This window comes from Pseudomonas sp. SG20052 (assembly GCF_031766055.1).
GTDB classification, from domain to species: Bacteria; Pseudomonadota; Gammaproteobacteria; order Pseudomonadales; family Pseudomonadaceae; genus Aquipseudomonas; species Aquipseudomonas mandelii.
The window spans coordinates 897,767-924,177 of sequence record NZ_CP134498.1 but is presented as its reverse complement, the minus strand read 5'-3'; the positions used below and the strand labels follow the sequence as shown (position 1 = coordinate 924,177).

Genomic DNA, 26,411 nt, shown 5'->3' with positions numbered 1-26,411 from the left:
GATTTCCTTCAAGTTTTGGCGATTGCCATGAACTGGAGCTTTGCAAGCAAATCGTTATTCTTTCGTCCAAACAGATTCGTCGTCGTTTTCTGTTCCCCCTGACATTTTGCTTAGCACAGGAATGAACAAATGACTCCTGCTGAACAGCTCATGCGAGACGAAGCTATCTATTTTGCGCGATCGAATAAGAAAGCCATAGCTAGGCGCCGGACCGACAAATTGTTGTACCCTCCAGAGCAAGATCCCGTGTCAGTATTTATGGCTGGCTCACCAGGAGCAGGGAAGACAGAGGCATCAATTGCCTTAGTGAATCTATTTGCTGATACAGCAATCCTTAGAATTGACCCTGATGAGCTACGTAGCGAATTTACTGACTATGCGGGAGGAAACGCCTGGGTTTTCCAAAGCGGAGTGTCGATTTTGGTCGAAAAAATTCTAGATTGTGCTTTCGATCAGAGACAGTCTTTTGTACTGGATGGAACACTTTCTAATATTGATGTGGCGAGAAGGAATGTGGAGCGATCCCTTGGAAGGGGTAGATTCGTGCAAATCCTTTACGTCTACCAAAATCCGCTCTTGGCATGGGAGTTCGTCAAAGCCCGTGAAGAAGCCGAAGGCAGAAGAATTCGGCCAGAGCATTTCGTCGATCAATATTTCGCCGCACGTGACGTGGTAAATGCTCTTAAGCTAGAGTACGGCGGAAACGTTCACGTGGATTTGCTGCTCAAGCACATCGACAATTCGGGACGTCTTTACAAAGCTGGGGTCGATAAAATTGACTACCATATCCCTGAGCGACACACGCGAGCCGATTTAATGGCTCAGCTCGGGTTAGGATCAGGAGCACATTCATGATATCGATCAAGCTAGGTTTTACTAAGGGCACCAAGAGCCCCTTTGCCGACTTTATTCGTAACGCCAAGTCGGAGCAGAAAAAGCGTGTCTACAGTGAAGTGCTGACGGAGGCTACCAAGCAGCAAAACCTCGTGATGATGGAAGCTGAAGCCAAACGAGGTTAACTCACGGTTCTGATAACGAAGCCCGGCCAAGCGCCGGGCTTTTTTTGTTTGTATGAACGCGGGCCTGAGAGGCGTGTAGTCCGTCCTAGGAAACTTCCCGCAACTCGTATCGGCTTTCATGAACTGGCGGAAGCGGTTCTGCATCGATAGCCTTCAGGTGTCGCTGCAAATCAGCGATCGGCTTTGACAGGCTGACAACCAGAAACTTTCACTCTTCCTGATAAAACGGCATCCTTGCACGTGTGCAGTTTTTTCATGGCGGCTGTGCGTGGGGCATCTTCGGATGCACCGGCTTTCTGGTTTGCCGGTCTGTCAACCTGCGTACGGCTGCCACCCTTCCCTGTTTGACAGCAGGGGCATGGCAGCTCCTTTTACAAACCGGAGATGCACCATGAAAAAACACAGCCCCAACCCGCCGGACTCGGCAAAAGAGTCGCCCGACTTATCGGATCTTTCCAAAGCCACCGAACGAACCATCAGTGCCCGCCTCCGCAACCCAAATCACCCCGAGCCCATCAGTCACGTTTTCACCCTCCTCCCCGCCGTCGACACGCCAACCCTGCTCGCTCACGCCTGCGAAACCCTCGCCTCACTCAACGTCATGACCACCGACCTGGCCTGCGACCTCGAAGGCTCGCGCCGTAACGTGGCACTGGCGATTCAGCAGTTGGCGGTGCTGGGCGAACTGTTGGTAAACCGAGCGCTGGACAACCTCGACCCGCCCGATGGCGTGTCCGAAATTCCGTCCGCCCGCCACCACTGAGTGGTCGCGCTCTTTTACCAAATGGAGGTTTTGTCATGGATCGATACATGCCTGTCACCGGCATCGACTGCACCATCGCGTCGCTGCTGATCGACACCGAAGCACCGCTGGACGTATTGCACGAAACTGCGGCTTACCGAATTCGCACGGCGACTCAATTGCTGGAGAGTTTTGCTGTGAACGAGGGGGTTCACTGTGAACTGGCGCGGGTGTTGGTGACTTCGCTGCGCGATGGCTGCGATTTGATGGATGTGGTCGGCCGTCGATTGCAGGCTCAAGTTTCGGCATAAAAAAATGGGCGATCTCCCTGAGATCGCCCATTGTTTATGACTACTGGACTTTACATCTTGAAACCAAACCCCTGAGCGCTATCCATTCCGGTCAACGCTTTCTCCGTCGTCACATACAATTCACGTATATGTCCGACCAAAAACGTCCAGAACGCCGGGTCATTGACGGTTTGAGCGACCAAGTCTGCTGGCAGGAACCGATTCATTTCCTTGCGGAATTCGAGCACCACTTTCGGATCTGCATCGAGCTGCTCTGAACGCTCCTTGAACAACCTCAAGAACTCATCCTGCCCACAGCAATGATCGCTGAGTTTCTTCCCAATCAAATCCAGCTGCGGCGTTACACCTTGCTGACGTAGCCAGACCATGTCCCAGAGATCCCGGTTCTTGATTCGGTTAGGGCGCAGAGCAAAAGCCACAATTTTGTCGGCATAGATTTCTTCGCGCGTTTCTGCCTGCAAAATAAGGCCACTCGTGCCCATGTCGACGCCATACGGATTCAGCAGCAACATGGGTTGTGGCTGATAACTCGGAATGGAGCACACATCGATGTTGATGCGTTGCGCCGGAAGGTCTTTGCGCCCGGGTCGGGTCTGAACCTTCAGCTTCCAGGTATCAACATTCCCCTCCTCACGAACAGGCTCACCGACTTCAACTTCAAGGCCATATTTGGTTTTCAGCGTTGAGACAAGAACGTGAGCAAGCTCAGTCAGACTCTCGCGATTGAAGTCAGCGCCACCAGTGAAATCCAGATCCTCGCTCAAGCGGTTTGAGCCGTAACAGGCACGCAAGCAGGTTCCACCGATGAAGGTGAGTTTGGCGAGCATGCCGGCAGAGCTCAGTGCGAGCATGATGTCGTGGTGCAGCAATTCCTTTTCCACCACGACCCGCAATGGCGCCAGATCCTGTTTGTGTTTAAGTGCTTCATCTACCAGTTCATCAAACAAACTCATTGGCGACGCTCCAATCGATCAAATCCATGTTTCGTTTCGCGGCCTTCATGTCCCGCAATGCTTGTTGCGGTGTTGCCCGCCATAGGCGGCAACGCGCGTCATAGTGAACCAGGCCAACCAGATCTTGAGGTTTCTGGCGGGTGTGCACGAATTCGATGGTGCCCCAGCGTCCGCATGAAATGGTGCTGCTGCGACCGGAAGACATCAGCGTGATCCAGTTGATGGGGATCTGAGAGATAACGCCGCTATCGCTCAATGCCGTTTCAAGGCTGATGTAGTTGAACTCCTTGGCACGTAGCCTGGCAGCGGCATGAAACAGCACCAATCCGCTAGACGGTTTGGCCGCTTCAAACAGGTAAAGCCCTCTGCACACCCGAGCAAGATGACCTTCCGAAGCTGCGCGGCTCAACAAGGTTTTGTAAGCACCTTCGGAAATATCGGGCACCACCCCTCTGAGATCTTCGGGGGTGAACAGGTAGCGTTCTTCGCTGGCCAGACGGGTCAGTTTTCGGAGAAGCCGCCCCATTGGCTGGGTGGATTTTGAGTGTGGATGCATACCCATGACTCTACAGAAGGTTTCACTTTGTGTAACTTACTGTTGAGTCATTGAAAAAGCCAATATTCTTTTTTCGGCCGTAACCCAAAACAAGCATTACCCGAACGTCAGCGCAAATGGCGCAGCCGCTTGTTGAATGGCACTGACAACATGAGGTGCTCGCTCCCGATGCTGCGGGTAACGTTCAAGCACCACTTCGAGTGCAGTAAGCAAGTTCTGAATACGTTCCTTTGGCCGTTCGATCTCACACGTATGTGCAAACTCCAGCAACCCTTGCCGGGAGGCGAACAAAGACTTGTTACCCGCCAGATCCAGCGCCAATACATCCTCGGGGATATAGGCCGTGGTGTTGACGATGTCGTAAGCCGGTGCCAGGCACGCATCGCGTTGCGTAGGTTCCGAGTAGAGCAGGCCAAAATTCTTCAAGTGAGCATCACCGTTTCCGACGATGCAGCTCAATGCGACGCTATCGAACAGTTGATCAAGGGAAGTTCGCTGATGTTTAGCGGGGCAGAACAGCCGTACCGCCTTGGCGATTGCCGCGTAACTTTTGCTGTATTTCTGATCGGCCGAAAGCCCCATCAACGCAGCCATGTCTTCGAAACCGATCGGGTTTTGCTGATCGTCTCGGTCAAAGCGCCGCATGACAAACAGCTGTGCATTATCGGACAGGAAAAACTCCGGAACGGGAATACCTGCTTCCTTGGCAATGGACATGCAAAGGAACTCGTTGATCGCCAGGCCTGGAAACTCCTCTCGACCACTTTTGATGATCAAGTCCGAGGTTTTCGAGGTGACTCGCGGCAAGGCCGTTTCCTGCTGTTCAGGCACTAACACTTTAGGTTGAACACCCGAAATGCCCGCCCGCAGGATGTAACGATCGAGCAGGTCAGCGAAGATATCTTCGGCACCGTCCCACGTCAGAATCTCATCGAGCCTTTCCCCGGGAAACTGCTGTCCGGCAAGCAAAGAATCGACCGTTTCGGAATGCACCTGAACCCGACCGATTGGCGAACTGCTACCAGACAGTGCCAACAACAGCATCGGATCGACGTTGACGGTTTTAGCCAGGCGATTACGTAGTTGTTCCAGGACATAACCTTCCGGCAGGTTCATCTGGAAAATCGGGTGCAGGTCTCGGCGGCGAAACTCGTCGGGGCGTACAGGCATCGACAAACTGATTGCCATGGGGGGCAATGCATCTTCGTCATAGCGAAACAGGAAATCCTCAGCACTGGTGAGGATGCTGCCGCTTCTCCCCTCTGGCGTGCTGACTTTAAGAGAAGTCATTTTCATTCGAACAGCCCCCCAAGCTCTTCAAGCGTCGGCATAGCTGCCGGAATGACCGCTAATTCGCAATCCAGCGCTGCCAGCATCCGCGCATAGGCGATCATTCCTACAGAAAGGGTCCCCTTCTCTACGGCAATGATTTTGTATCGTGTCAGTCCTGCGAGCTCGGCAAGCTGAGCTTGCGTCAGGCCACGATTCATACGCTTTTCGCGTATTTGGTTGCCGAGACGGGAAATTAGCAGAGCGTAATCCATGTGTCGTTACCGCAACATTGAAAGACAAATGTATTGTATACGGCACATTAAAGCCAACTCAACTTCTAGTCTCACGAATCCTCCCCCTCACCCGCCTCACCCCAATCCCCACCAATATCCCCACCACAATCGCCCCCAACGGCACCGCGCCCACCCAAGTCATCGTCGGAAACACCAGCAAAATCTGCGAATCATTTCCACCCAGCATCATCGACGCACCAATCCCCATCAGCACCCCCGCCAGTAAATGCTTCCCCGCGGCCCGCCATTCAAACCGCTGATAGCTGAACGTCCGTCGATGCAACGTGTAGCTGAGCATCCCCACCATGAGCATGACGAACACCGCGACGCGCTGGCTGGTCAGTGAGCCGTCGCCCGAGGCCCAGAACATTTGCGAGAGGTCGTAAAAGAACACGCTCGGGGTCCACAGCGGTTCGAAGGTGTAGAGGGCGCTGGTCAAAGCGCCCAGGAGCATGCTGGACAGCACCAGGTGTTTGTCGCCGTGAACGCGGATCAGGAAGAGTAATGCCATCAGCACGATGCCGATGGTCAGCCAGTATTGGTGGCTGGAGATCGTCGGCATTTGCAGGGTTTTGTGTTCGGTCAGCATGTTCAGGTGATACCAGAGGACGATCCCCACCACCCAGCCAACAATCGTGAAGGCTTTGCTGAGGTTGCCGCTGGCGAGTTTGGTGAGGGTGCCTACGCTGCAACCGTCGTTGAGCACCGAGGCGATGCCGAACAGCAACCCGCCCCCGACCAGCGACACGTAGCCGACGTCAGGAACGAACAACGGCTGACTGATGCCAAACAGCCGGTAAAACGGTGCCAGTAACAGGCCGAACAGACCGCAAGAGATGAGCGACACAAACAGTGTCGGCCGGCGTCTGAGCAACAACCCGGTGGCATTGACCAGGCACATGCCCATGCGCTGGGATACCCAACCGATAAGGAAGGCCAACAGCAGTGAAATCAGCAGGGAAAGCACAGGCCTCCTTGTTTCCGGGCCGCCACATCGAACAGGTCTCTGAAGGATAGATTAGCCGCTGCCCAAACTACGGGTGATCCGGCAAAGGCCTTCTACACTCAATCCGCATACGCCCCCATCAAACGAGCCCCCATGACCACCCTCAAAGACCGCTTGAAGCAAGGCAAGGATGCGCGCAAGAACTGCCCCCGCAATACTCAAGCGTCAACGGGAAAAATGAGCCGCGACCCACTCCCGCTGATCAAAGCGTCCAGCGAGGGCCGGATCAAATCCCTGGTCGAATTACGCTACGGTCGAATGCTCGTTTCCCCCTTCACCTTCTATCGCGGCAACGCGCTGTTGCAGGCTCACGACCTCGCCGCAACGCCAACCATGGGACTGACATCGCCCATCTGCGGCGATTGCCACCTGATGAATTTCGGCGGGTTCGCCACGCCCGAACGCAATCTGTTGTTCGGCGTCCACGACTTCGACGAGGTCCATCCTGGCCCTTGGGAGTGGGACGTTAAACGGCTGGTGGCGAGTATCGTAGTGGCCGCCCGCGATCTGCGTCATGGCGAAACGATCGAAGAGACGGTCTGCCGCGAAGTGGTCAGCGCTTATCAGGAAACCATGCTCGAGTGCGCCGAACAAAGCTCGCTGGAAACCTGGTACGAGTCCATCCGTTACGACGACTTGCGCAAGCAGGCGAACAAAAAAACGCTGGAGCATATCGAGCGTGCCATCGAAAAGGCCGAGGGCCGATCCCACGCCGAGCTACTGCCGAAAATCAGCGAACGTGACGCCCATGGTCGTCTGATCATTCGCGATGACCTGCCGGAAATTTTCCACCTGCACAAAAACACCACATTGCTGGATGCCGATGATGACTGGCTACGCCACTCGGATTGGCGGCCAATCTACGACGCCTTCATGCGTGAGTATCCCGGCACGCTGCAGGCTGACCGACGGGCGTTGTATTCACGTTTTCACGCCCAGGACATGGCGTTCAAAGTGGTGGGTGTCGGCAGTGTTGGCACCCGTTGTCTGGTGGTCTTGCTGACCGACGATCAGGAATTCCCGCTGTTCCTGCAATTCAAGGAAGCACGGCGCTCGGTGCTGGCCGATTACGTGAAGACGAAATCAACAGTGCGGCATAACGGTCAGCGGGTGGTTGAGGGTCAACGATTGATGCAATCGGCCAGTGACCTGTTTCTCGGTTGGACCACTGGCCCCAGCGGTCGACACTTCTACGTGCGGCAATTGCGCGACATGAAAATCTCGGCCGAACTCGAGACGTTCGATGCGGACACCTTCGCCGCGTATGGTCGCGTCTGTGGTCGAGCCCTCGCTCGCGCGCATGCCAAATCGTCCGGGCAGGCCGCGCAGATCAGCGGTTACATTGGCAAGAGCGATGCGCTGGCCGACGCGCTGTTCAAGTATGCGAAAAGTTATGCAACGCAGAATGAGCAAGACTTTGAGCGATTCCAGCAGGCCTGCCGCAAGGGTCGGTTACAAGCTCGCTCCGAGGCAGACTTTGCGGCAGATCATTTGCCCTAAGCGGGTAACGCGGTCCATCCACACATGAACTTTTCTTCACCCCACCACCTCCCCCCAACCGGTACAGTGCTCCCGCTCATTCAAGAAACTACGGTTTGCCCGCCCTCCCGCGGGCTTTTTTTTGCCTTTTGATCAACCAGCAGCGGTCGGTGTCACCCAGTGTCTCCTCTGGAACTGTCGCCAATCACGCCCAACCACCTTATTGGGTGTACCCTCGATGTCTGCCACCGGCGTGCCAGGACTGGACGAGGTGCTGGGCGGAGGTTTGCCGGAGTTTTCGTCACCGCACTGACGAGCATCGGTGTCAGTGTGTTGCTGACCTCGGAACTGGAAGACCGCTGCACCGACCTGCGTTTCAGCCCTTACGACACGGCGTTTCTCACCGATGCAATCATTGCCCAGCGCTACATCGAAGTGCAGAGCCGCTTGTTGCGCATCATGGCGGTGGTCAAGGTACAGGCCAGCGCCCATTCCGATGAATTGCGCCTGTACAGCATCGATGATAACGGCCTGTAGAGTTTTTCCGTTGGTCGCGTAATGCTTGCGCGACGATCCCCCCGAACCGGAGCGCCCTATGCCGTTGTTGTCCCTGCCCTGCAAACGCTTGACGCTGGCGGTGCTCGCCCCTGAACAGGCGGCGCTGGAAAGCGATTTCTACCGGCGCAACCAAAGGCACCTTGCCCGGTGGTCGCCGATTCGCCCCTCCGACTACCACAGCGCTGAAAACATTCGTCCGCGCCTTGAGGTGCAAGCCAGTGCGTTCGAGGCCGGCCTGGCGGTGCATTTCGCGCTGCTGGACCCGGACAACGGCCAGATGATCGGCGCCTGCAATTTCAGCGGCATCACTCGCGGAGCGTTTCAGGCGTGTTATCTCGGTTACCACATCGACGAATCCCGTCAGGGCCAAGGCTTGATGCAGGAAGCACTGGAAGCAGGCATCGGCTACATGTTCGATGAGCAGAAACTGCACCGGATCATGGCCAATTACATCCCTGGCAACGAACGCAGCGCGCGGCTGCTGGAACGTCTGGGATTTGAACGTGAAGGCTACGCCAAGGCCTACCTGAGTATCGCCGGGCGCTGGCAGGATCACGTGTTGACCGCGTTGATCAATGATCGCTTTGAAACCCCGGAACAGCGCTGGTCCAGGCGCCTCTCGTAATATTTCGCGGCCGTTCACAATTCATTAAGCATTCGCACCGTATGCTCGGGCTTCCCGGTCCACCTGCTCGGTAGCCAGAAGCCTATGTCGCGTCCCGCCACTTCACTGTTCCTGCTGGCCGCCCTGCTGTTTTTCTTTGCCTTGGGCAATCATCAACTGCAAGGGTCCACCGAGGCCCGGGTGGCCGGGATCGCCATGCAGATGCACTTGGACAACGACTGGGTGACGCCCCGTTTGTTCGGCGAACCGTTTCTGGAAAAACCACCTTTGAGCTTGTGGCTCGATGCCGGCGCCATCCGTGCATTTGGCGGCACGCCGTGGGCGGTGCGACTGGCCTCGGCGTTCGCCGGGCTGTTCAGCGTGATGCTGTTGTACGCGATGCTGCGGCGGATCGGCCGGCCCAAGGCGATTGCCTGGACGGCGGGAATCTTTCTGGCAACCATGGCCAGTTATTGGAGCAACGTGCGCGGCGTCGGTGAAGACGCGTTGCTCGCCCTCGGCGTGACCCTGGCGTTGCTGGCGTTCTTTCAGGGGCAACGTCAATCGACGCCCGGCAACGCGCTGCTGTTCGCCTCGGGAATCGCTATCGCCACACTGAGCAAAGGCGTCCTCGGCCTGGCGATGCCGGGCGTGGTGATTTTCGCCTATCTGCTGGCCGAGACCTTGATGGACAGGCGCCTGAAAATCCACGACTGGTTGCGTCCCGGTTTACTGACGCTGGCTGGATTGATCCCGCTGATGATTTGGCTCGCCGTGCTGTACCAGCGTGGTGGCGCGCAGGCCGTGGGGGAAGTGCTGCTGACCAACAGTGTCGGGCGCTTCAGTGGATCCTTCGTCGAGGCCGGGCATTACGAACCGTACTACTACTACCTGGCCAAGCTGCCCCAGGCGTTTCTGCCGTGGAATATTCTGGTGTACCTGGGGCTGTGGCATTTTCGCAAAAGCCTGATGGCCAATCGTTACTTGCTGTTTTTCACCCTGTGGATCGTGGCGCAGTTTGTGATGCTGACATTGGCGTCGAGCAAGCGCACGGTGTATCTCATGTCGATGACGCCTGCGGCGGCGGTGATTGCGGCGGAGTATGCGGGCGTTCTGTTCGAGCGGCTGAAGATGCGCGAAGGGGCCTCGAACCTTTTGGAGCACATCGCACGGCATCGACGCGGCGCAGCCATTGGCGTGATCGCGTTGGTGATCGGCAGCTACCTGGCCGCCGCTCAATGGGCGCTGCCCCATGCGGACCGCAAACTGTCCTTCCTGCCGTTGACTGCACAGATCCAGACGATGCAGGCCAACGGGCAACACATCGCCCTGTTCCAGGCCAACGAACGGGTGGGCGGTGCCAGCGTGTTCTACACCCGACAAGTGCTCAAGGGCCTGGACACCGAGGCGCAACTGCATGAGTTTCTGGCGGCCTCACCCAGCAACGTGGCGGTCATGTCTGGTGAAGTCGAACCGGCCGCGCCGTTGAAAGTGCTCAAGAGCATGAAGGTGGGGCGTCAGGCTTACTACTTTGTGAACCAATAAGCGGCTCGGCGGTTGGCGCTTCAGCCTTTTGCAGCACCGGCATCTCCAGCAGCGCTCGTCCGTAAAATGGCAACGCTGTCAGCAAACAGGCCAGCCACACGAAGATCCCGGCCCAAAAGGTGTGGGACATGTAGTGCCAGCCTTGCAGGACACGTGTCGTGCCATAGACAAAACCGAGCAGCAACGCTCCGTACATCAGCGCCTTGGAGTAGCGCCAGCGGTAGCGGCGAGCCACGAAGTACAGCGCGAGCATGGTAAAACCGCCGGAAGCATGGCCACCCGGCCAGCAACGGCCATCACCGGCCTCCCTGAACAGCTGGAAGTTGTTGTACCACTCCACGTGGGGCAATTTCCCACCGTAGAGGGTTGTTTCGATCGGGCAGTACACGCTGGTGTGCGCCTTGAGGAAATGGATCACGCCGGTGCAGATGGCAAATGCGAAGACGACGAACAGAAAATCCCGACGATGTTCGTTGGCAAATCGCAACACCGATGCCGCCTTGCTCCGTTCCAGAAAACCACCAAGGCGAGGATGCTTTGAAGTGTTGATCAGCGGCCAGACAAACGACAGCATCGCACCGATCAAGGCAATCTCGGCGGTCCAGTTCGGAATGATGCGCGCCCACTTGTGGGTGAGCTTTTCGAAGAAGTGAACCTTGTCGAGCGGGAAGATCTGAGCAACCGGATCAAACAGAAGATTACTGAAGGCGATGTCGATCCGGGTCATGTCGAACATCAGGAAAACCAGGGCCGCGCAGGCCAACGGAATACCGAAGTTCATCCAATAAAAGTGGTTGCGCGAAGACGTCAGCATCGTGTGTCCTGATACAGAGGAAAAATTCATTCGGTGGTCACCGAACGCCAGTCAGAGGCTTCAATGAAGCCGAGCATTTTCGGTGTCAGAGGTTTTCTGGCGGAAATAAACAATGAAGCGCCATAACCGAGCGTGGAGGTCGACACCTTGAGGTCTTTTTCAAGTTGCGCCATGCATTCGCTGTGGGTCACCAGGATCAAATTGCGACCCGCCACTTTGTGCGCCAGGGCATCGCGCAGCATCGTGCCCTTGCAGCTCACCAGCCAGTCCTCGCCCACACCGACCTTGTTGAACATGTAGCCGGCCGTCTGTGACGTGCGCATCATCGGGCTGTTGTAGATATCGGACTTGTCCAACCCCAATTGTTCGAACCGCGCACCGACACTGACCGCGACGCTGCGCGAGCGATCGGTAATGCCATCGTTGCCACTCAGGCACGCGGCTTTCGAGTGATCGCAGCGCTCGACATGGCGGACCAGCACGATGACGTCGCCTTTGGCCCATTCGGTGGCCAACGTTTGTGCGCCCGCCACATTGCCATGGGCCAGGTCCGGCACAGCGGCCGGCTGCAACAGCCATACGATCAATGGAATGACCAGCAGCGCCGAGGCCAGCACCACTACGGTGTTTCGATGGCGGGTCAAACAGCTCAGGTTAATTGAGCGTTTTATCCCGAACAGACTCAGTCTCAATTCCACATCAAGCCGCCTCGCCGGCATGCACCATTGTTATTCGAAGCCGCGAGGGTAGAGAGGCGCGCGTCGGCAGCCGGTGAAACCCATGTGAAAAAAAGCTTAAGCCGCTCACAAAAACCTTGTTACAGAATCAGTCCGACAAAAACCTTTCAGCTCTCGCGATTGCTGCCGATACAGGCCTGCTACACACCCTTGCTGGCACCTAAAAAAACAACAATCTTCCAGCCAACTGACGATCGAAAGCGCAACGTTCCTGGAGGAATTTGATGAATAGCTGGTTCGGCAACATCAGCGTGAACATGAAACTGGGCCTGGGGTTCGGCCTGGTCCTGGCACTGACCTGCGTACTGGCCCTGACCGGGTGGACGAGCCTGGGCGGCTTGATTGACCGCAGCAACTGGATGAGCGACATCACCCAGCTCAACTCCGGCTTGACCAAACTTCGTGTGGTTCGCCTGCAATACATGCTGACCAACGGCGACGAAACCGCCGCTCAGAACGTACAGACCACCCTTGACGCCTTTTCCGCTCAGCAACAATCGCTGTTGTCGAAGTTCAAGAGCCCGGAAAACCTCAAGCTGCTCAAAGAGCAAGGCACTTACATCGACGCTTACAAGACGTCGCTGAACAAGATGCGCAGCGCCTACCGCACCGGCAACAGCGCCCGCGACACCATGGCCGCCAACGCTGAAACAGCCAGCACGCTAATCGACGCCATCAGCACCCGCGTGCAACAAATGCCCCTGAGTGACCAGCGTTTCGAACAATTCCAGGCCGTCACCACCGCCAAGGAAGCGTTCATCCTGGCCCGCTACGAAGTGCGCGGCTACACCGCCACCACCAATGCCGAGACCGAGCAAAAAGCCGTCGCCCAACTGGATTCAGCAATTGCCAGCCTGAAGCCGCTGAACGTGCATTTCGCCGAGACCCAGCAAGATGCCCTGCGTCAGCTGGAAACCGCACTGGGCAATTACCGCAGCGCGTTGATCGCCTATAAAACCGCCAACAGCGATGCCGTGCAGGCGCGCAAGGAAATGACCGACCAGGGCGCCGCCATCGTGACCCTGAGCGAGCAGCTGTATCAGATCCAGCTCGACCGTCGCGACGCCGAAAGCGCCCAGGCGCGCACACTGCAGTTGATCAGCACATTGCTGGCATTGCTGGTGGGCATCATTGCAGCCGTGATCATCACCCGTCAGATCACCGGCCCGCTACGCGACACCCTGGCCGTGGTCGAACGCATCGCCAGCGGCGACCTGTCCCAGGACGTCAAAGTGACGCGCCGCGATGAACTCGGCGTGTTGCAGCAAGGCATCGCACGCATGGGCGTGACCCTGCGTGACTTGATCAGCGGCATCCGCGACGGTGTCACCCAGATCGCCAGCGCTGCCGAGGAACTGTCCGCCGTCACCGAGCAAACCAGTGCCGGCGTCAACAGCCAGAAGATCGAAACCGATCAAGTGGCCACCGCCATGCACGAGATGACGGCCACCGTGCAGGAAGTCGCGCGCAACGCCGAAGAAGCCTCCCAGGCCGCAGCCGCCGCTGATGGTGAAGCCCGCGAAGGCGATAAAGTGGTCAACGAAGCCATCGCCCAGATCGAACGCCTGGCCACTGAAGTGGCGCGCTCCACCGAAGCCATGAGTGTGCTGCAACAGGAAAGCGACAAGATTGGCAGCGTCATGGACGTGATCAAGGCCGTCGCCGAACAGACCAACCTGCTGGCCCTCAACGCCGCCATTGAAGCCGCGCGCGCCGGTGAAGCCGGTCGTGGTTTTGCGGTGGTTGCCGACGAAGTCCGTGGCCTGGCCCAGCGCACACAGAAGTCCACCGAAGAAATCGAAGGCCTGGTGGCCGGTCTGCAGAATGGCACCCAACAAGTGTCGACCGTGATGAACAACAGCCGCGCCCTGACCGACAGCAGCGTGGCCTTGACCCGCAAGGCTGGCACGTCGCTGGAAAACATCACCCGCACGGTGTCCAACATCCAGTCGATGAACCAGCAGATCGCTGCCGCCGCCGAGCAACAAAGCGCCGTGGCCGAAGAAATCAGCCGCAGCATCATCAACGTGCGCGACGTGTCGGAACAGACTGCCGCCGCCAGCGATGAAACGGCCAAGTCCAGTGTTGAGCTGGCGCGGTTGGGGAATCAGTTGCAGATGATGGTCAGTCACTTCAGGGTTTAAAGCACCGCCGCTCTCCAGCCCCGCAGAAGCCCTTTAAATAAAGGGCTTCGTCATTTTTACGGAGCATTTATCCGTCCGTAACGCTCACGGGTGATTTGGAGGAACTGATGAAGCTTTTTACAGGCAGATCGCGTTGGTAAACACCAACCGGTTGCCGAACGGATCACTGATGGTCATGTCCTGGCTTCCCCAGGGCATGGCCTGGATCTGCGGGTGCGAAAACGGATACGCCTTCGCCAGCAGTTGCTGCTGGAAGGCCTCGAGCTCATCGGTCTCGATGCGCAGGGCCGAACCCGGCTTGCCGTCGCCAGGGTGCTCGGACAGGTGCAGCACGCATTCGCCACGGGAGACTTGCAGGTACAGCGGGGAATTCGGCTCGAAGCGATGCTGCCAGTCGACGGTGAACCCCAGAAAGTCGACGTAGAATTCCAATGCCTTGGCCTCGTCGAAAATCCGCAGGATCGAGGTGGTTTTGCCGAAGCTCATTGGGTTGCTCCCTGACTGAAAAGACACCCGTTGAAGTTGGGCTTGATGTCAGCGCTTCGGCTTGGCGTTGACATTCTTTAATCGCAATGTGCCATCACTGTGACGTATTTCTCGGAATAACTACTGAAACCCGTCACGCAAATCCCCTTCCCGCGCCAGAAACCGCCCTTCCCGTTTCCCGTTCGCCTGGCCATCGCTGTAACTCAACACGCCGTTGACCCATACACCTTCAATCCCCTCGGCCGCCTGTTGCGGGTCACTGAAGTCCGCCACGTCGCGAATGCTCAGCGGATCGAACAACACCAGGTCCGCCCAATGCCCTTCACGAATCTCACCCCTTTGCTTCAAGCCAAAACGTGCCGCCGACAATCCGGTCATTTTGTGTACGGCGGTATGCAGTGGAAACAGGCCGACGTCGCGACTGAAATGTCCGAGCACACGTGGGAAAGCGCCCCACAAGCGCGGATGCGGGAACGGATCTTCCGGCAATCCGTCGGACCCCACCATCGACAAGGGATGGGCGAGGATTCTTCGCACATCGGCCTCGTCCATGCCGTAGTACACCGCGCCGGCCGGTTGCAGACGGCGTGCAGCGTCAAGCAACGGCACGCTCCATTCGGCGGCGATGTCCATCAAGTCGCGGCCGCCCAATTCCGGGTGTGGCGTGGACCAGGTGATGGTGATGCGATGGGCGTCGGTGACTTGCTTGAGGTCCAGGGTCGAAGAACTCGCCGCGTAGGGATAACAATCGCAGCCCACCGGATGAGTTTTCGCCGCTTCCTCAAGCGAAGCCAGCAATTGCGGACTGCGCCCCCAGTTACCGGCCCCCGCGCATTTGAGGTGGGAAATGATCACCGGGGATTTCGCATGCCGGCCTATCTGGAACGCCTCGTCCATCGCCTCCAGCACCGGTTCGAATTCACTACGCAAATGGGTGGTGTACACGGCGCCGAACGCCGTCAGCTCTTCAGTCAGTTGCATCACTTCGTCGGTGGACGCCGAGAACGCGCTGGCGTAGGCCAGACCGGTGGATAACCCCAAGGCGCCCGCCTCAAGACTTTCACGCAACTGCTCGCGCATCGCGCTGATTTCATCAGGCGTGGCGGTGCGAAACAGGTCGTCGAGATGGTTGCTGCGCAACGCGGTGTGGCCCACCAGCGCGGCGACGTTCAGCGTAGTGTTCGCGGTTTCGACCGCTGCGCGGTAATCACTGAACGTCGGATAAACGAAGGCTGCCGAGGTGCCGAGCAGGTTCATCGGATCGGGCGGATCGCCACGCAGGCTCACCGGTGACGCGCTGATCCCGCAGTTGCCGACAATCACCGTGGTCACGCCCTGGCTGAGCTTGGGCAGCATCTGCGGCTGGCGGATCACCACCGTGTCGTCATGGGTGTGCACGTCGATAAAACCCGGCGCCAGCACGCGGCCGGCAGCGTCGATTTCCTCGCGGGCGGTCGCCTCATGCAAGTCGCCGATGCGCGCGATGCGGCCGTTCTGAATCGCCACATCGGCGGGGTAACCGGGGCTGTTGCTGCCATCGATGACCAAGGCGTTGCGGATCAGCGTGTCGTACATCATGTCAGTCTCCCAGCGGCAAGCGATCGTCGCCGCCGCGGTAATCGTCCAGGGCGAGTTTGATCCGCCGCAGACGTTCTTGATTGTCTTCAGGGTTGGCCAGTGCGAGCTCGGTGGCAAGCACGTCGATGGCCAGCAGCATGCCGTAGCGCGCCGCTGTCGGTTTGTAGATAAACGAGGTTTCGACGCCTTGCAGCGGCAGCAGCACATCGGCCAATTGCGCCAGCGGCGAGTCGGCCCGGGTGATGGCGATAATCCGTGCACCGTAGTTGCGGGCCAGTTCGACCGCGTCGATGAGTTCGGGGGTGATGCCGGTCAGCGAGCAGGCAATGACCGCGCGTTCGGCATCAAGGCTGGCGGCGGTGACGCGCATCATCACCGGGTCGTGGCACGCCGCAATCGGGTAGCCAAATCGCACCAGCCGCACTTGCAGCTCATCGCTGCACAAGGTTGAACAACCGCCCAGGCCGAATGCATGAATCATTCGCGCCTTGCCCAGCAGTTTCACGGCATCGGCGAACCGCGACTCGTCGAACGCCGACAGATGCTGACGCAGGGTCGACTCGATATCGCCGACGATCTGCCCATAGAACGCCGACTGATCCGGCGTCCCCGCCGGGTCAAGGAAGCGGCTGCCGACGCCGCTGGCCTGGGCCAGTTGCAGGCGCAGATCACGCAGGTCGCGACAGCCCACCGTGCGGGCAAACCGCGACAGCGTGGCGGTGCTGACCTCTGCCCTCTGCGCCAGCTCATCGAGGCTGGCGGCCGAGGCAAAGCCGACGTCGTTGAGCATCAGCCGCGCGATGCGTCCTTCACCGGCGCTGAAGGAATCCTGGCGGGCGCGGATCTGGTAGAGGATGTCCATGGCAGGCGGCTCCGGTTAGATCAAGTAAGAAAGACCCACGGTCAGCGCGAAAGCCACCACCGAAATAATGGTTTCAAGCACCGTCCAGGTCTTGAAGGTCTGGGCAACGGTCATGTTGAAGTATTCCTTGATCAACCAGAAGCCGCCGTCGTTGACGTGGGAAAAAATCACCGACCCGGCGCCGGTCGCCAGCACCAGCAACTCGGGGTGCGGATACCCCAGACCAATGGCCACCGGCGCGACGATGCCCGAGGCCGTGGTCATGGCCACGGTGGCGGAACCGGTCGCGATGCGCATCAACGCCGCAAACAGCCAACCCATGATCAGCGGCGACAGGTGAAATTCATCGGCCAGGCTGACGATCTGGTTGGTCACCCCGGCGTCCACCAGGATCCGGTTCAAGCCACCGCCGGCGCCGACCAGCAAGGTGATGCTGGCGGTCGGCGCCAGGCATTCGTTGGTGAACTTGAGGATCGATTCGCGGCTGAAGCCTTGGGCGATGCCGAGGGTCCAGAAACTCAGCAACGTCGCCAGCAGCAGCGCGATCACCGAGTTGCCGATGAACAGCAGGAACTGGTTGAAACCGCTGCCCGGCGTGGAGATCAGGTTGGCCCAGCCACCGATCAGCATCAGCACCACCGGCAACAGAATGGTCGCCATGGTGATGCCGAAACCCGGCAGGCTGTCGCGCGGTTCACGGTCGAGGAACTGCCGCTCCAGCGGGTTTTCCGCCGGCAGTTGAATGCGCGGCACGATGAACTTGGCGTACAAGGGACCGGCGATGATTGCGGTCGGAATGCCGATCAGAATCGCGTACATCAAGGTCTGTCCGACCGACGCCCCATACACCTGCACCGCCAGCATTGCCGCCGGGTGCGGCGGCACCAGCGCATGCACCACCGACAAGCCAGCGACCATCGGCAAACCAACCATCAGGATCGACACGCCAACCCGCCGGGCCACGGTAAAGGCGATCGGCACCAGCAATACAAAACCGACCTCGAAGAACAGCGGCAGCCCGACCAGAAACGCGATGCAGACCATCGCCCAGTGCGCGTTCTTCTCGCCAAAACGGTCGATCAAGGTCCGCGCCACCTGCTCGGCACCGCCGGACTCGGCCATCATCTTGCCGAGCATCGTGCCCAGCGCCACCACCAGGGCAATGTGCCCCAGGGTTTTGCCAACCCCGGCCTCGTAAGCGCCGACCACCCCGGACGCTGGCATGCCCGCCAGCAGCGCGAGGCCGATGGAGACCAGGGTAATGACAATGAACGGATTGAGTCGGTAACGGGCGATCAGAACGATCAGGGCAATGATGGCGATGGCGGCATACACCAACAGCCAATAGCCGAAGGACAGGGTCATGCGGTACTCCTCGAAAGGGTCACGTCGAATGGATTGTGAAACTCTTAAATCATTTCGAGGCGCGACATTCAAACGAGGTGAAAGTTATTTTCGTGCAGAGGTAAGGGATGTCGCGCAGAGGTATGCCAGGTCGGTGGATATGAAAATCAGGCAGGCGGATTTACATCGCGCCTGCGTTGATTTCAGTCGTGATTCACGCGGGCACGTTTGAGCAGCTTCTTGCAGCGCTCGGACAAATGCAGCACCCGCAGATGCTTGCCGGCCTTGGCGTAGCGTTCACGCAAAGTCTTCAGAGCGGCGATGGCCGAATAGTCGACAAAACTCAGGTGGCGGCAGTCGATGGTCACCACTGGCGGATCGTTGGCGGGGTCGAACTGATTGAGAAACGGCGTAGTCGAGGCGAAGAACAACGTGCCATGCAGGTGGTACAACTTGCTGCCATCGCTCTCGAGATGAGCATCGGCATACAGCTCGCGCGCCTGCTGCCAGGCAAAGTTGAGCGCCGCGATGATGATCCCGCACAACACGGCAGTGGCCAGGTCGGTGAACACGGTGATGACCGTGACCGCCACAATCACCAACACATCGTTCAGCGGCACCTTGTTCACTACCCGCAACGACGCCCAGGCGAACGTTTGCTGCGACACCACAAACATCACGCCGACCAGCGCGGCCAACGGGATGCGTTCGATCAGCGGCGACAGAAACAGAATGAACAGCAGAATCAGCGCCCCGGCCACCACCCCGGACAGCCGGCCACGACCACCGGAACTGAGGTTGATGACGGTCTGACCGATCATCGCGCAGCCACCCATGCCGCCAAAAACCCCCGAGACCATATTGGCCGCGCCCAACGCCACGCACTCGCGATCAGGGAAGCCACGGCTTTCGGTGATCTCATCGGTGAGGTTCAGGGTCAGCAGGGTTTCCAGCAGGCCGACCAGCGCCATCAAGATCGCGTAGGGGGCGATGATGCGCAGGGTGTCCAGGCTCCAGGGAATGTCTGGCAGCGCGAACGTCGGCAAGCCGCCGGCGATGTGCGCCATGTCGCCCAAAGTGTGCGTCGGCAGGCCGAGCAGATACACCGCCAGCCCGACACTCAGGATCGCCACCAGCGCCGGCGGCACGGCACGCGTCAGGCGCGGCAGCAGGTAAACGATCGCCATCGTCAACACCACCAACCCGGTCATCAGGTACAACGGCGTGCCACTGAGCCAGGTTTCGCCATCCTTGAAGTGTTCGAGTTGCGCCAGCGCAATGATGATCGCCAGGCCGTTGACGAACCCAAGCATCACCGGGTGCGGCACCATGCGCACCAGTTTGCCAAGCCTCAGCAGCCCGAACGCCAGCATGATCAGGCCACCGAGCAACACGGTCGCGAGCAGATACTGCACGCCGTGTTGCACCACCAGCGCGACGATCACCACCGCCATCGAACCCGCCGCACCGGACACCATCCCCGGCCGCCCGCCGAAAAGCGCGGTCAGGGTACAAATGATGAACGCGCCGTAAAGCCCCATCAGCGGATTGAGGTGGGCCACCAACGCGAAGGCAATGCATTCGGGGAGCAGGGCGAAAGAAGTGGTGAGTCCGGCCAGGACATCGGCGCGCAGACGTTTTGGTTTCATGGAGGATCGAACACGACAGGGAGAGAGGGTGCGGATGTTACGGAATCGGGGGCGATCCGGCCAGTTGTTGGGTTGCTGAAAACGCAATCGCGAGCAGGCTCGCTCCCACAGTGGATGTCCGTTACACACAAAATCTGTGTCCAATGAAGATCAAACTGTGGGAGCGAGCCTGCTCGCGATTGCAGCGACGCGGTCTAAAGCGAACTCAAACCATCTCGTCCCGAATCCATTCAACCACCGACGTCCGTTTCGGCTCCCAGCCCAGCAATTCACGCGCATGCTTGCCGCGCACCCGGCTGTTGGAGCCCAGACCATAGTTGGCCATTTCATAACCCCATTCGGCTTCGGCGTCTTTCAACGGCCAGTCTTGCGCCTTACCCAGTTTCAGGGCTTCAGCCATGGCCGTGGTCATGTCGATGAAGGACGCTTCACCGCTTTCGACGAAGTAGAACGTACCCGGCACGTTTTTGGTCAGTGCCAGCAGATACAGGGACACCACGTCTTCGATGTGTACGTTGGACCAGATGTTCTGACCCGTGCCGACATGTCGGACCACACCGCTTTTACGCGCCTGTTTGAGCAAGCGCGGCAATTGCACGCTGTCGCGATTGACGCCCAGGCTGTGGCCGTAAATCAGGGTGTTGCAGATCACGGCCGAGTTCACGCCGTCTTTCGCCGCGGCGAGGATCAGGTTGTCGATGGCCACGCGGGCAGCCTTGTCGACGGTCGGTTCCGGCAGGTTGTCTTCGAAGTAGATGACGTCACTGGCTTTACCGCCGGAGGCATCGCCGACGATGCTCGAACCGCTGGTGTGCAGGAACACTTTGTGGGAGCCGCGCAACGCATTGAGCAAGGCTTCCACCGCGCCACGATGATCGCTGCTGGCAGCGTTGATCACGGCATCGGCGGCGCGGGCTTGTTCAGCCAGTAGTGCGCTGTCGTCAAGAGTGCCGATCACCGGGATGATACCGATTGCGCTCAGTTCAGTGGCTTGGTCGGCGTTGCGAACCAGGCCGGTGACTTTATGGCCCGCCCGGACAAGACCGGTGGCAATGGAGCCGCCGATGAAACCAGCAGCGCCGGTAACGAATACGTTCATGGAGAAACTCCCTGCGTGAATAAGTGATGCACTGAGTATCGAGGACCGTCCCGTGGTGAAACAGACCCGCTGACCCAAATCACTCTTGCGCAGGGATCACGAATCAGCCTGTGAAGTCCGCATTCGCATAAGCCGCCAACTTGCCCTGAATGAAGTCCAGGAAGCATTGAATGCGCAGGGCCAGTTGCGAGTTGCGGTAGTACACCGCGTTGATCGGTTGGCGATAGCCGCTGTTGAAATCCGCCAGCAGCACCTGCAAGCGACCGGCACGAATGTCGTCGATCGTCATGAAGTGCGACAGACAGGCAATGCCCTGGCCTTCCAGCGCCAGGTGCCGGATCGTCTCGCCGCTGGAGGCGCTGATCGACGCCTGAATCGGCCAGCGATCACCGTGCACATACCGTAGCGGCCACTGGTTGAGGCCCTCGTTCTGGGTAAAGCCCAGCAACGCATGCCCGGCCAGGTCTGCAACCGCCGTTGGCGTGCCGTGTTGCTCAAGGTACGCCGGGCTGGCGAGGATGTGCAGCGGGCTGCAACCCAGTGAGCGTGCGTGCAGGGTTGAATCGGCCAGTGCGCCGATGCGGATGGCGATATCGGTGCTTTGTTCGAGCAAGTCGATGATCAGGTCGTTGCTGTTGAGTTCGAGCTGAATGTCGGGGTAGAGGCGGCGGAACTCGTCGATGTACGGCACGATGGCGTGCAGCATGAACGGCGAGGCGGCGTTGATCCGCAGACGCCCGGACGGGGTTTGCTGGCGTGAGGTCAGGCGTTCTTCGAGCTCGTCCATCTGATCGAGAATCAGCTTGGCGTGCTCGAAGAAATACTTGCCCTCCTCCGTCAGGTCCATGCGCCGCGTGGTGCGGTTGATCAGCGTGGTATCGAGCTTGGCCTCCAGCCGCGACAGCGTGCGGCTGACCGCCGAAGGCGTCTGCCCAACCTGTTCGGCTGCCGCGGAAATTGACCCGCACTCAATCACGCAGACGAAAATCTGCAACTCATCGGATCTGGCTTTCACGGACGCCCCTCATCGATCAATTCAGCGCCGGCCTCTGTAGGAGCCAGGCTTGCCGGCGAAGGCGTCCGCTAAAACGCCTTCGCCGGCAAGCCTGGCTCCTACAGGTTCTGGCTTCAGGTATCGATAGTAACCGAGCTCACGCCTTGAGGCCGAACACCTCGGTCAGGTGCTGTTCATAGCGCGCCACATCAGCCTCGATATTCGGACGCTTCATCACATCGACCGCCAGGAACGTCGGCAAACCGCTCATGCCGAGAAATTCGTTGGCCTTGTGAAACGGGAAGTACACCGCGTCCACGCCTTTGCCTTCGAAGAAGTCGGTCGGGTCGTCAAAGGCTTGCTGCGGTGCGTTCCAGGTCAGCGACAACATGTATTGCTTGCCGTGCACCAAACCGCCGCTGCCGTATTTTTGCGAGGCGTCGGAACGGGTGCGGCCGTCGCTGGCGTAGAGGCTGCCATGGCCTTCAGTGAAGACTTCGTCGATGTACTTCTTCACCGTCCACGGTGCGCCCATCCACCAACCGGGCATTTGATAAATGATCACGTCGGCCCAGAGATATTTGGCGACTTCTTCAGCAACGTCGTAGCCCTCGTCGATGAAGGTGGCTTTTACATCGATGCCGCCGCGATCCAGCACGCTCAACGCGGCTTCATGCAGGGTGGTGTTGTAGCGGCCATCGGAGTGGGCGAACTTTTTGCCGCCATTGAGCAACAGGACTTTTTTCATGAGAAATCTCGGAAGGTCAGGAATTCGATGGCAGCAGAGTAACGAGCTGCCTCGCGCGGAATAAGCGCTGAATTCGCAAAATACATTTGACCAATACGCACGAATCGACAGGAGATTGTTGCCATAAACTTGCGCCGATTCTGAACTTGAGGAGATTTCTGATGAGTGAACTGCAAGGCTTCATCCTGCACGCCAAGACCCGCCCGGCAAAATCCGACGCTTTCGAAGCGTTTTTCAGCGGCTATGTAGAAGCGAGTCGCGCCGAGCCCGGCTGCATCGAGTACCACATGCTGCGCGACAAACAGGACCCGACCCTGTTTATCTTCTACGAGATCTGGCAGTCCCAGGCGCACCTCGACGTGCACTCGAACTTGCCGCACATGCAGCAGTTCCGCGACATGCGCATGGAATACCTGGAACGGGATTTTGATATCCGCGCCATCGAGATGCTTAGCCCGTCCTCCGCTACCCGTTGATTAGCAAATGGCCGCCGAGCACACCGAGGCCGATGAAGAACACGCGCTTGAACAGCACGGCACTGATCCGCTGACGCAGCCATTGGCCGAGCAACATGCCGAGCACTGCCGGGATCAACGCCAGCAACGACGCACTCAGTTCACCACCGCCAAGGGCGCCGCGCCATAACAGGCCGGCGGCCAGGGCGAGGGTCGAGACGGTGAACGACAGGCCCAGGGCCTGCACCAGTTCATCCTTGCTCAAACCCAGTGCTTGCAGATACGGCACCGCCGGAATCACGAAGACGCCGGTGGCCGAGGTGATGACGCCCGTCACAACTCCACACAGCGGACCAAGCCAGCGTTCGCTCTGACCACTCACGCGCAACGCCGGCAGAAATAGACCGCTCAGTGCATAGAGCATCAGCGCCCCGCCCAACGCCCGCACCACCCACTGACCACCGGCCATGCCGATCCACACCGTGCCCGCCCCGGTGCCAATGAAGATCGCCAGGAGCATCGGCCACAACCGTTTGATCAAACCGAGCAAATGCCCACCGAATGCCAGTTGCCAGACATTGGTGAGGGTGGCCGGGATGATCAGCAGCGCGGCAGCCTGTGACGGGGCCATAGCCAGACCGAGCAGGCCCATGGCGATGGTGGGTAATCCGAGGCCGATCACGCCTTTGATCATGCCGGCCAGCAGGAATGTGGCGATCACCAGCAAGGAAAGGGTCAGACCGAGGTTTTGATAGAACGCAGAGAGAGTATTCATGGGGCCATGGTGAGCCTGGATTGGCGGGTTGAAAATCTGCCATATACTGAGGCTGCCTCTTGCTTGACAAGAGGCTGACAACTGCGTCGTTACGACTGACGCCTTCGCGAGCAGGCTCGCACAGTTAAAACGCATTCCAAAGTGGGAGCGAGCCTGCTCGCGAAGGCGCCCTTCCAGGCAACACATATTTAGAGGTTGCTGCCATGCACTTCGACCTGACCGACCTGCGCCTCTACCTGAACATCCTCGACACTGGCAACATCACCGCCGGTGCCGCCCGCAGCCACTTATCCCTGGCAGCGGCCAGCGCCCGAATCCGGGCCATGGAATCCTCCCTCGGCATCGACTTCCTTGAGCGTGGCCGGCGCGGTGTCACACCCACCCCGGCCGGGAAAGCCCTGGCGAAACACGCCCGTGCCCTGCTGCAACAAGCCGAGCGCCTGCAACAGGATCTGGCCGAATACGCCAAGGGGGTCAAAGGTCAGGTGCGATTGCTGTGCAACACCACCGCGATCACCGAATACCTGCCGGAGTTGCTCGCCGACTTTCTGCGCGAGCATCCGAACCTCGACATCGACCTTCAAGAATTGCCCAGCGCCCGCATCACCCATGCGTTGCGCCAAGGGGCGGCAGACCTCGGCATCGTGTCCGACGCGGTGGACACCGATGACCTGCACACCCGGCCGTTTCGCGAGGACCCGCTGGTGTTGATTCTGCCTCCTGATCATCCCTTGGCCGACCAGCCATCATTGACCTTCGCCGACACCTTGAACCACGACTATGTGGCCCTGGGCGCCAGCAGTGCCTTGGCCATCCACGTGGAAGAACAGGCCCTGCACATTGGCCAGCGCATGCCGATCCGCATTCGTGCCGACGGCTTCGATGGGGTCATTCGCATGGTTGCGCGCGGCGCAGGACTGGCCATCGTGCCGCGGGTGGCCATCGAGCGCTGGCCACAGGTACAAGGGGTCACGACCCGCGCTCTTCCCGAAGACTGGGCCAACCGCACCTTGAAAATCTGTGCCCGTGATGTCGACAGCCTGCCCGGTTACGCCCGGGCCTTGCTGGAGGCACTGACGCCGGGAACGCCTTGACTCTACCGTAAGGGGCAGACTCTATGCTGCGGGCTTCATTTCAGGAGTACACGCGATGAGCAAACGAATGCTCGTGATTCTGGGCCACCCCTCCACCGACAGTTTCTGCGGGGCGTTGAGCGAAACTTACGTCCAGGCCGCCAAGGATGCCGGACATGACGTGCGCCTGCTGCGTCTGGATGCGCTGGACTTTGATCCGGTCTTGCACCACGGCTATAACACTATCCAGCCGCTGGAGCCGGACCTGTTGCAAGCCCAGGCCGATATCACCTGGGCCGAACACCTGACGTTCGTTTATCCGATCTGGTGGGGCGGCATACCGGCGTTGATGAAGGGCTTTCTCGACCGCATTTTCCTGCCCGGTTTTGCTTTCAAATACCGTGAGGGCAAGGCCTTCCCCGACAAACTGCTCAAGGGCCGGACCGCGCATCTGCTGGTGACCATGGACACGCCGCCCTGGTATTACAAATGGGTCTATCACATGCCCGGCCTGCACCAGATGCGCAAGACGACCCTGGAGTTCTGCGGCATCAAGCCGTTGAAGACCCTGACTTTCGGGCCGATCCTGGGTTCGAAGTCGACCCAGCGTGACGCCTGGCTCGAACAGGCCCGGGTTACCGCCGGTAGCTGACGCACCCTTCGCTGCCTGCTGACGGCGCACCCTCGCCGTCAGTCCGTCCTCACGTTCCCTCTCAAGCGGTCGTTCGTCGGCTGTGCGCGTCATTTACACGCCGCTGCAACCATTGAATGTTATTCACTATATTATTCGCTCCGATCAGGCATGAGGTCTGGTCGCGCTACGCCCTGTTTGATCATCGAGACGGATCTTTATGTATATCGGCAAAGCCGCCCAGCTGTCGGGCACCACAGTCAAAAGCATTCGCCATTACGAAGAAATCGGCCTATTGCCCGAGCCCAAGCGTGAAGGCAAATACCGTATCTACAGCCAGCAGAGTGTCGAGGTGTTGACGTTCATCAAGTGCGCCCAGCAACTGGGTTTCAAGCTCAAAGAGCTGCGGTTGATGTTGAACAACTACCAAGGTGACGAATTCCCGTGGGACATGGCGCAAAAAGCGATCGCCGAAAAAAAGGCCGAGCTGGTCTCCCAGATCGGCGCTCTACAGCAACTGCACAACGGCCTCGAAGAATTCGAAAACAACCTCAACGATGCCCGAGATGAATGTCAGTTCGAGCGTATCGCCCGCTATGGCGAAAAAAACCCGGGCACTACGCTGAACTGACTACCCTGCTGCGCAGGATGATCCCTCGCATGTCACTGGCGCGCCTGCGCTGC

At 58.8% G+C, this 26,411-nt stretch carries 28 protein-coding genes and 2 pseudogenes; 14 read left to right on the top strand and 16 right to left on the bottom strand.

The window, feature by feature from the left end; genetic code table 11:
• The first annotated feature begins 129 nt into the window (after positions 1-129).
• The 4 genes from RHP74_RS04100 to RHP74_RS04085 all read left to right on the top strand — a co-directional run bounded on the left by RHP74_RS04100 (position 130) and on the right by RHP74_RS04085 (position 2,072).
• Positions 130-855: a zeta toxin family protein gene (locus tag RHP74_RS04100; RefSeq protein ID WP_077747356.1), complete on the top strand. Its 726-nt coding sequence runs from the start codon at positions 130-132 to the stop codon at positions 853-855.
• Complete coding sequence (locus RHP74_RS04095; RefSeq protein ID WP_172792220.1) at positions 852-1,019, top strand: hypothetical protein; 168 nt, start codon at positions 852-854, stop codon at positions 1,017-1,019. The genes RHP74_RS04100 and RHP74_RS04095 overlap by 4 nt, the downstream gene beginning before the upstream one ends.
• A gap of 391 nt (positions 1,020-1,410) precedes the next feature.
• Entirely contained in the window at positions 1,411-1,782 is a 372-nt protein-coding gene (locus RHP74_RS04090) for a DUF6124 family protein (RefSeq protein ID WP_311097965.1), read from the top strand.
• Between the two features lie 35 nt (positions 1,783-1,817).
• Positions 1,818-2,072: a hypothetical protein gene (locus RHP74_RS04085; protein WP_311097963.1), complete on the top strand. Its 255-nt coding sequence runs from the start codon at positions 1,818-1,820 to the stop codon at positions 2,070-2,072.
• Positions 2,073-2,122: 50 nt separating this feature from the next.
• Here the strand turns inward: RHP74_RS04085 and RHP74_RS04080 are convergent, their stop codons facing one another.
• The 5 genes from RHP74_RS04080 to RHP74_RS04060 form a co-directional block, all read right to left on the bottom strand.
• On the bottom strand, positions 2,123-3,025 hold the full coding sequence (locus tag RHP74_RS04080) for a nucleotidyl transferase AbiEii/AbiGii toxin family protein (protein WP_145309794.1): 903 nt from the start codon (positions 3,023-3,025) through the stop codon (positions 2,123-2,125).
• The gene (abiEi, locus tag RHP74_RS04075; RefSeq protein ID WP_042932396.1) at positions 3,012-3,581 is read right to left on the bottom strand and encodes a type IV toxin-antitoxin system AbiEi family antitoxin; all 570 of its coding nucleotides are present in this window, start codon (positions 3,579-3,581) and stop codon (positions 3,012-3,014) included. The genes RHP74_RS04080 and abiEi overlap by 14 nt, the downstream gene beginning before the upstream one ends.
• 96 nt (positions 3,582-3,677) lie before the next feature.
• Positions 3,678-4,877, bottom strand: a complete 1,200-nt coding sequence (locus RHP74_RS04070) for a type II toxin-antitoxin system HipA family toxin (protein ID WP_311097961.1) — start codon at positions 4,875-4,877, stop codon at positions 3,678-3,680.
• The gene (locus tag RHP74_RS04065) at positions 4,874-5,125 is read right to left on the bottom strand and encodes a helix-turn-helix domain-containing protein (protein WP_010463684.1); all 252 of its coding nucleotides are present in this window, start codon (positions 5,123-5,125) and stop codon (positions 4,874-4,876) included. The genes RHP74_RS04070 and RHP74_RS04065 overlap by 4 nt, the downstream gene beginning before the upstream one ends.
• Before the next feature lie 58 nt (positions 5,126-5,183).
• The gene (locus RHP74_RS04060; protein ID WP_010463686.1) at positions 5,184-6,113 is read right to left on the bottom strand and encodes a YeeE/YedE thiosulfate transporter family protein; all 930 of its coding nucleotides are present in this window, start codon (positions 6,111-6,113) and stop codon (positions 5,184-5,186) included.
• A gap of 132 nt (positions 6,114-6,245) precedes the next feature.
• Here RHP74_RS04060 and RHP74_RS04055 point away from each other — a divergent pair, with 132 nt between their 5' ends.
• From RHP74_RS04055 to RHP74_RS04040, 4 genes and pseudogenes are all read left to right on the top strand, one after another.
• Positions 6,246-7,652 carry a DUF2252 domain-containing protein gene (locus RHP74_RS04055; protein ID WP_311097956.1) on the top strand — a complete coding sequence of 469 codons (1,407 nt, stop codon included), beginning with the start codon at positions 6,246-6,248 and terminating at the stop codon, positions 7,650-7,652.
• A 276-nt stretch (positions 7,653-7,928) separates the two neighbouring features.
• Positions 7,929-8,165: pseudogene (locus RHP74_RS04050) on the top strand (RAD55 family ATPase); the annotation flags it as partial.
• Between the two features lie 61 nt (positions 8,166-8,226).
• Positions 8,227-8,814, top strand: coding sequence for a ribosomal protein S5-alanine N-acetyltransferase (rimJ, locus tag RHP74_RS04045; RefSeq protein WP_154913999.1), 588 nt, complete (start codon positions 8,227-8,229; stop codon positions 8,812-8,814).
• 84 nt (positions 8,815-8,898) lie between these two features.
• Complete coding sequence (locus RHP74_RS04040; RefSeq protein ID WP_311097954.1) at positions 8,899-10,338, top strand: glycosyltransferase family 39 protein; 1,440 nt, start codon at positions 8,899-8,901, stop codon at positions 10,336-10,338.
• Here RHP74_RS04040 and RHP74_RS04035 read toward each other — a convergent pair.
• Positions 10,289-11,152, bottom strand: coding sequence for a phosphatase PAP2 family protein (locus RHP74_RS04035; protein WP_010463694.1), 864 nt, complete (start codon positions 11,150-11,152; stop codon positions 10,289-10,291). The two genes, RHP74_RS04040 and RHP74_RS04035, sit on opposite strands and share 50 nt — an antisense overlap.
• A gap of 26 nt (positions 11,153-11,178) precedes the next feature.
• Complete coding sequence (locus tag RHP74_RS04030; protein WP_311097951.1) at positions 11,179-11,850, bottom strand: histidine phosphatase family protein; 672 nt, start codon at positions 11,848-11,850, stop codon at positions 11,179-11,181.
• 263 nt (positions 11,851-12,113) lie between these two features.
• Between RHP74_RS04030 and RHP74_RS31350 the strand changes: the two are divergent.
• Together RHP74_RS31350 and RHP74_RS31345 are read left to right on the top strand one after the other, a co-directional pair.
• Positions 12,114-13,127: pseudogene (locus RHP74_RS31350) on the top strand (methyl-accepting chemotaxis protein); the annotation flags it as partial.
• Positions 13,128-13,169: 42 nt separating this feature from the next.
• Positions 13,170-14,033, top strand: coding sequence for a methyl-accepting chemotaxis protein (locus RHP74_RS31345; RefSeq protein ID WP_409201930.1), 864 nt, complete (start codon positions 13,170-13,172; stop codon positions 14,031-14,033).
• Between the two features lie 117 nt (positions 14,034-14,150).
• Here the strand turns inward: RHP74_RS31345 and RHP74_RS04020 are convergent, their stop codons facing one another.
• The 8 genes from RHP74_RS04020 to RHP74_RS03985 form a co-directional block, all read right to left on the bottom strand.
• On the bottom strand, positions 14,151-14,519 hold the full coding sequence (locus RHP74_RS04020; RefSeq protein ID WP_311097949.1) for a glyoxalase superfamily protein: 369 nt from the start codon (positions 14,517-14,519) through the stop codon (positions 14,151-14,153).
• A 120-nt stretch (positions 14,520-14,639) separates the two neighbouring features.
• Positions 14,640-16,097: a D-aminoacylase gene (locus RHP74_RS04015; protein ID WP_311097947.1), complete on the bottom strand. Its 1,458-nt coding sequence runs from the start codon at positions 16,095-16,097 to the stop codon at positions 14,640-14,642.
• 1 nt (position 16,098) lies between these two features.
• Positions 16,099-16,959, bottom strand: a complete 861-nt coding sequence (locus tag RHP74_RS04010; RefSeq protein WP_077747344.1) for a MurR/RpiR family transcriptional regulator — start codon at positions 16,957-16,959, stop codon at positions 16,099-16,101.
• Between the two features lie 15 nt (positions 16,960-16,974).
• A complete protein-coding gene (locus RHP74_RS04005) occupies positions 16,975-18,324 on the bottom strand; it encodes a gluconate:H+ symporter (protein ID WP_145309808.1) in 1,350 nt (449 codons plus the stop codon).
• Between the two features lie 182 nt (positions 18,325-18,506).
• The gene (locus RHP74_RS04000) at positions 18,507-19,952 is read right to left on the bottom strand and encodes a SulP family inorganic anion transporter (RefSeq protein WP_311097943.1); all 1,446 of its coding nucleotides are present in this window, start codon (positions 19,950-19,952) and stop codon (positions 18,507-18,509) included.
• 205 nt (positions 19,953-20,157) lie between these two features.
• Positions 20,158-21,051, bottom strand: coding sequence for an NAD-dependent epimerase/dehydratase family protein (locus RHP74_RS03995; protein ID WP_077747342.1), 894 nt, complete (start codon positions 21,049-21,051; stop codon positions 20,158-20,160).
• 103 nt (positions 21,052-21,154) lie between these two features.
• Positions 21,155-22,066: a LysR family transcriptional regulator gene (locus RHP74_RS03990; RefSeq protein ID WP_145309814.1), complete on the bottom strand. Its 912-nt coding sequence runs from the start codon at positions 22,064-22,066 to the stop codon at positions 21,155-21,157.
• A gap of 136 nt (positions 22,067-22,202) precedes the next feature.
• Positions 22,203-22,793 (bottom strand): NAD(P)H-dependent oxidoreductase, encoded by a 591-nt coding sequence (locus RHP74_RS03985; RefSeq protein ID WP_010463714.1) that lies wholly within the window; start codon positions 22,791-22,793, stop codon positions 22,203-22,205.
• Between the two features lie 161 nt (positions 22,794-22,954).
• Here RHP74_RS03985 and RHP74_RS03980 point away from each other — a divergent pair, with 161 nt between their 5' ends.
• A complete protein-coding gene (locus tag RHP74_RS03980) occupies positions 22,955-23,269 on the top strand; it encodes a putative quinol monooxygenase (RefSeq protein WP_311097941.1) in 315 nt (104 codons plus the stop codon).
• Here RHP74_RS03980 and RHP74_RS03975 read toward each other — a convergent pair.
• The gene (locus tag RHP74_RS03975) at positions 23,259-24,023 is read right to left on the bottom strand and encodes a sulfite exporter TauE/SafE family protein (RefSeq protein ID WP_102595224.1); all 765 of its coding nucleotides are present in this window, start codon (positions 24,021-24,023) and stop codon (positions 23,259-23,261) included. The genes RHP74_RS03980 and RHP74_RS03975 overlap by 11 nt on opposite strands.
• A gap of 203 nt (positions 24,024-24,226) precedes the next feature.
• Here RHP74_RS03975 and RHP74_RS03970 point away from each other — a divergent pair, with 203 nt between their 5' ends.
• From RHP74_RS03970 to RHP74_RS03960, 3 genes are all read left to right on the top strand, one after another.
• On the top strand, positions 24,227-25,117 hold the full coding sequence (locus RHP74_RS03970) for a LysR substrate-binding domain-containing protein (protein ID WP_010463719.1): 891 nt from the start codon (positions 24,227-24,229) through the stop codon (positions 25,115-25,117).
• A 55-nt stretch (positions 25,118-25,172) separates the two neighbouring features.
• Positions 25,173-25,748, top strand: a complete 576-nt coding sequence (locus RHP74_RS03965; protein WP_077747337.1) for an NAD(P)H-dependent oxidoreductase — start codon at positions 25,173-25,175, stop codon at positions 25,746-25,748.
• Positions 25,749-25,947: 199 nt separating this feature from the next.
• Positions 25,948-26,358: a MerR family transcriptional regulator gene (locus tag RHP74_RS03960; protein ID WP_200667718.1), complete on the top strand. Its 411-nt coding sequence runs from the start codon at positions 25,948-25,950 to the stop codon at positions 26,356-26,358.
• The last annotated feature ends 53 nt before the right edge of the window (positions 26,359-26,411 follow it).

Excerpts from the sequence above, each read along its gene's own strand:
- RHP74_RS04100 (WP_077747356.1), top strand. The coding sequence starts at position 130 with ATGACTCCTGCTGAACAGCTCATGCGAGACGAAGCTATCTATTTTGCG.
- RHP74_RS04095 (WP_172792220.1), top strand. The coding sequence starts at position 852 with ATGATATCGATCAAGCTAGGTTTTACTAAGGGCACCAAGAGCCCCTTT.
- RHP74_RS04090 (WP_311097965.1), top strand. The coding sequence starts at position 1,411 with ATGAAAAAACACAGCCCCAACCCGCCGGACTCGGCAAAAGAGTCGCCC.
- RHP74_RS04085 (WP_311097963.1), top strand. The coding sequence starts at position 1,818 with ATGGATCGATACATGCCTGTCACCGGCATCGACTGCACCATCGCGTCG.
- RHP74_RS04080 (WP_145309794.1), bottom strand. The coding sequence starts at position 3,025 with ATGAGTTTGTTTGATGAACTGGTAGATGAAGCACTTAAACACAAACAG.
- abiEi (WP_042932396.1), bottom strand. The coding sequence starts at position 3,581 with ATGCATCCACACTCAAAATCCACCCAGCCAATGGGGCGGCTTCTCCGA.
- RHP74_RS04070 (WP_311097961.1), bottom strand. The coding sequence starts at position 4,877 with ATGAAAATGACTTCTCTTAAAGTCAGCACGCCAGAGGGGAGAAGCGGC.
- RHP74_RS04065 (WP_010463684.1), bottom strand. The coding sequence starts at position 5,125 with ATGGATTACGCTCTGCTAATTTCCCGTCTCGGCAACCAAATACGCGAA.
- RHP74_RS04055 (WP_311097956.1), top strand. The coding sequence starts at position 6,246 with ATGACCACCCTCAAAGACCGCTTGAAGCAAGGCAAGGATGCGCGCAAG.
- rimJ (WP_154913999.1), top strand. The coding sequence starts at position 8,227 with ATGCCGTTGTTGTCCCTGCCCTGCAAACGCTTGACGCTGGCGGTGCTC.
- RHP74_RS04040 (WP_311097954.1), top strand. The coding sequence starts at position 8,899 with ATGTCGCGTCCCGCCACTTCACTGTTCCTGCTGGCCGCCCTGCTGTTT.
- RHP74_RS04035 (WP_010463694.1), bottom strand. The coding sequence starts at position 11,152 with ATGCTGACGTCTTCGCGCAACCACTTTTATTGGATGAACTTCGGTATT.
- RHP74_RS31345 (WP_409201930.1), top strand. The coding sequence starts at position 13,170 with ATGGGCGTGACCCTGCGTGACTTGATCAGCGGCATCCGCGACGGTGTC.
- RHP74_RS04020 (WP_311097949.1), bottom strand. The coding sequence starts at position 14,519 with ATGAGCTTCGGCAAAACCACCTCGATCCTGCGGATTTTCGACGAGGCC.
- RHP74_RS04015 (WP_311097947.1), bottom strand. The coding sequence starts at position 16,097 with ATGATGTACGACACGCTGATCCGCAACGCCTTGGTCATCGATGGCAGC.
- RHP74_RS04010 (WP_077747344.1), bottom strand. The coding sequence starts at position 16,959 with ATGGACATCCTCTACCAGATCCGCGCCCGCCAGGATTCCTTCAGCGCC.
- RHP74_RS04005 (WP_145309808.1), bottom strand. The coding sequence starts at position 18,324 with ATGACCCTGTCCTTCGGCTATTGGCTGTTGGTGTATGCCGCCATCGCC.
- RHP74_RS04000 (WP_311097943.1), bottom strand. The coding sequence starts at position 19,952 with ATGAAACCAAAACGTCTGCGCGCCGATGTCCTGGCCGGACTCACCACT.
- RHP74_RS03995 (WP_077747342.1), bottom strand. The coding sequence starts at position 21,051 with ATGAACGTATTCGTTACCGGCGCTGCTGGTTTCATCGGCGGCTCCATT.
- RHP74_RS03985 (WP_010463714.1), bottom strand. The coding sequence starts at position 22,793 with ATGAAAAAAGTCCTGTTGCTCAATGGCGGCAAAAAGTTCGCCCACTCC.
- RHP74_RS03980 (WP_311097941.1), top strand. The coding sequence starts at position 22,955 with ATGAGTGAACTGCAAGGCTTCATCCTGCACGCCAAGACCCGCCCGGCA.
- RHP74_RS03975 (WP_102595224.1), bottom strand. The coding sequence starts at position 24,023 with ATGAATACTCTCTCTGCGTTCTATCAAAACCTCGGTCTGACCCTTTCC.
- RHP74_RS03970 (WP_010463719.1), top strand. The coding sequence starts at position 24,227 with ATGCACTTCGACCTGACCGACCTGCGCCTCTACCTGAACATCCTCGAC.
- RHP74_RS03965 (WP_077747337.1), top strand. The coding sequence starts at position 25,173 with ATGAGCAAACGAATGCTCGTGATTCTGGGCCACCCCTCCACCGACAGT.
- RHP74_RS03960 (WP_200667718.1), top strand. The coding sequence starts at position 25,948 with ATGTATATCGGCAAAGCCGCCCAGCTGTCGGGCACCACAGTCAAAAGC.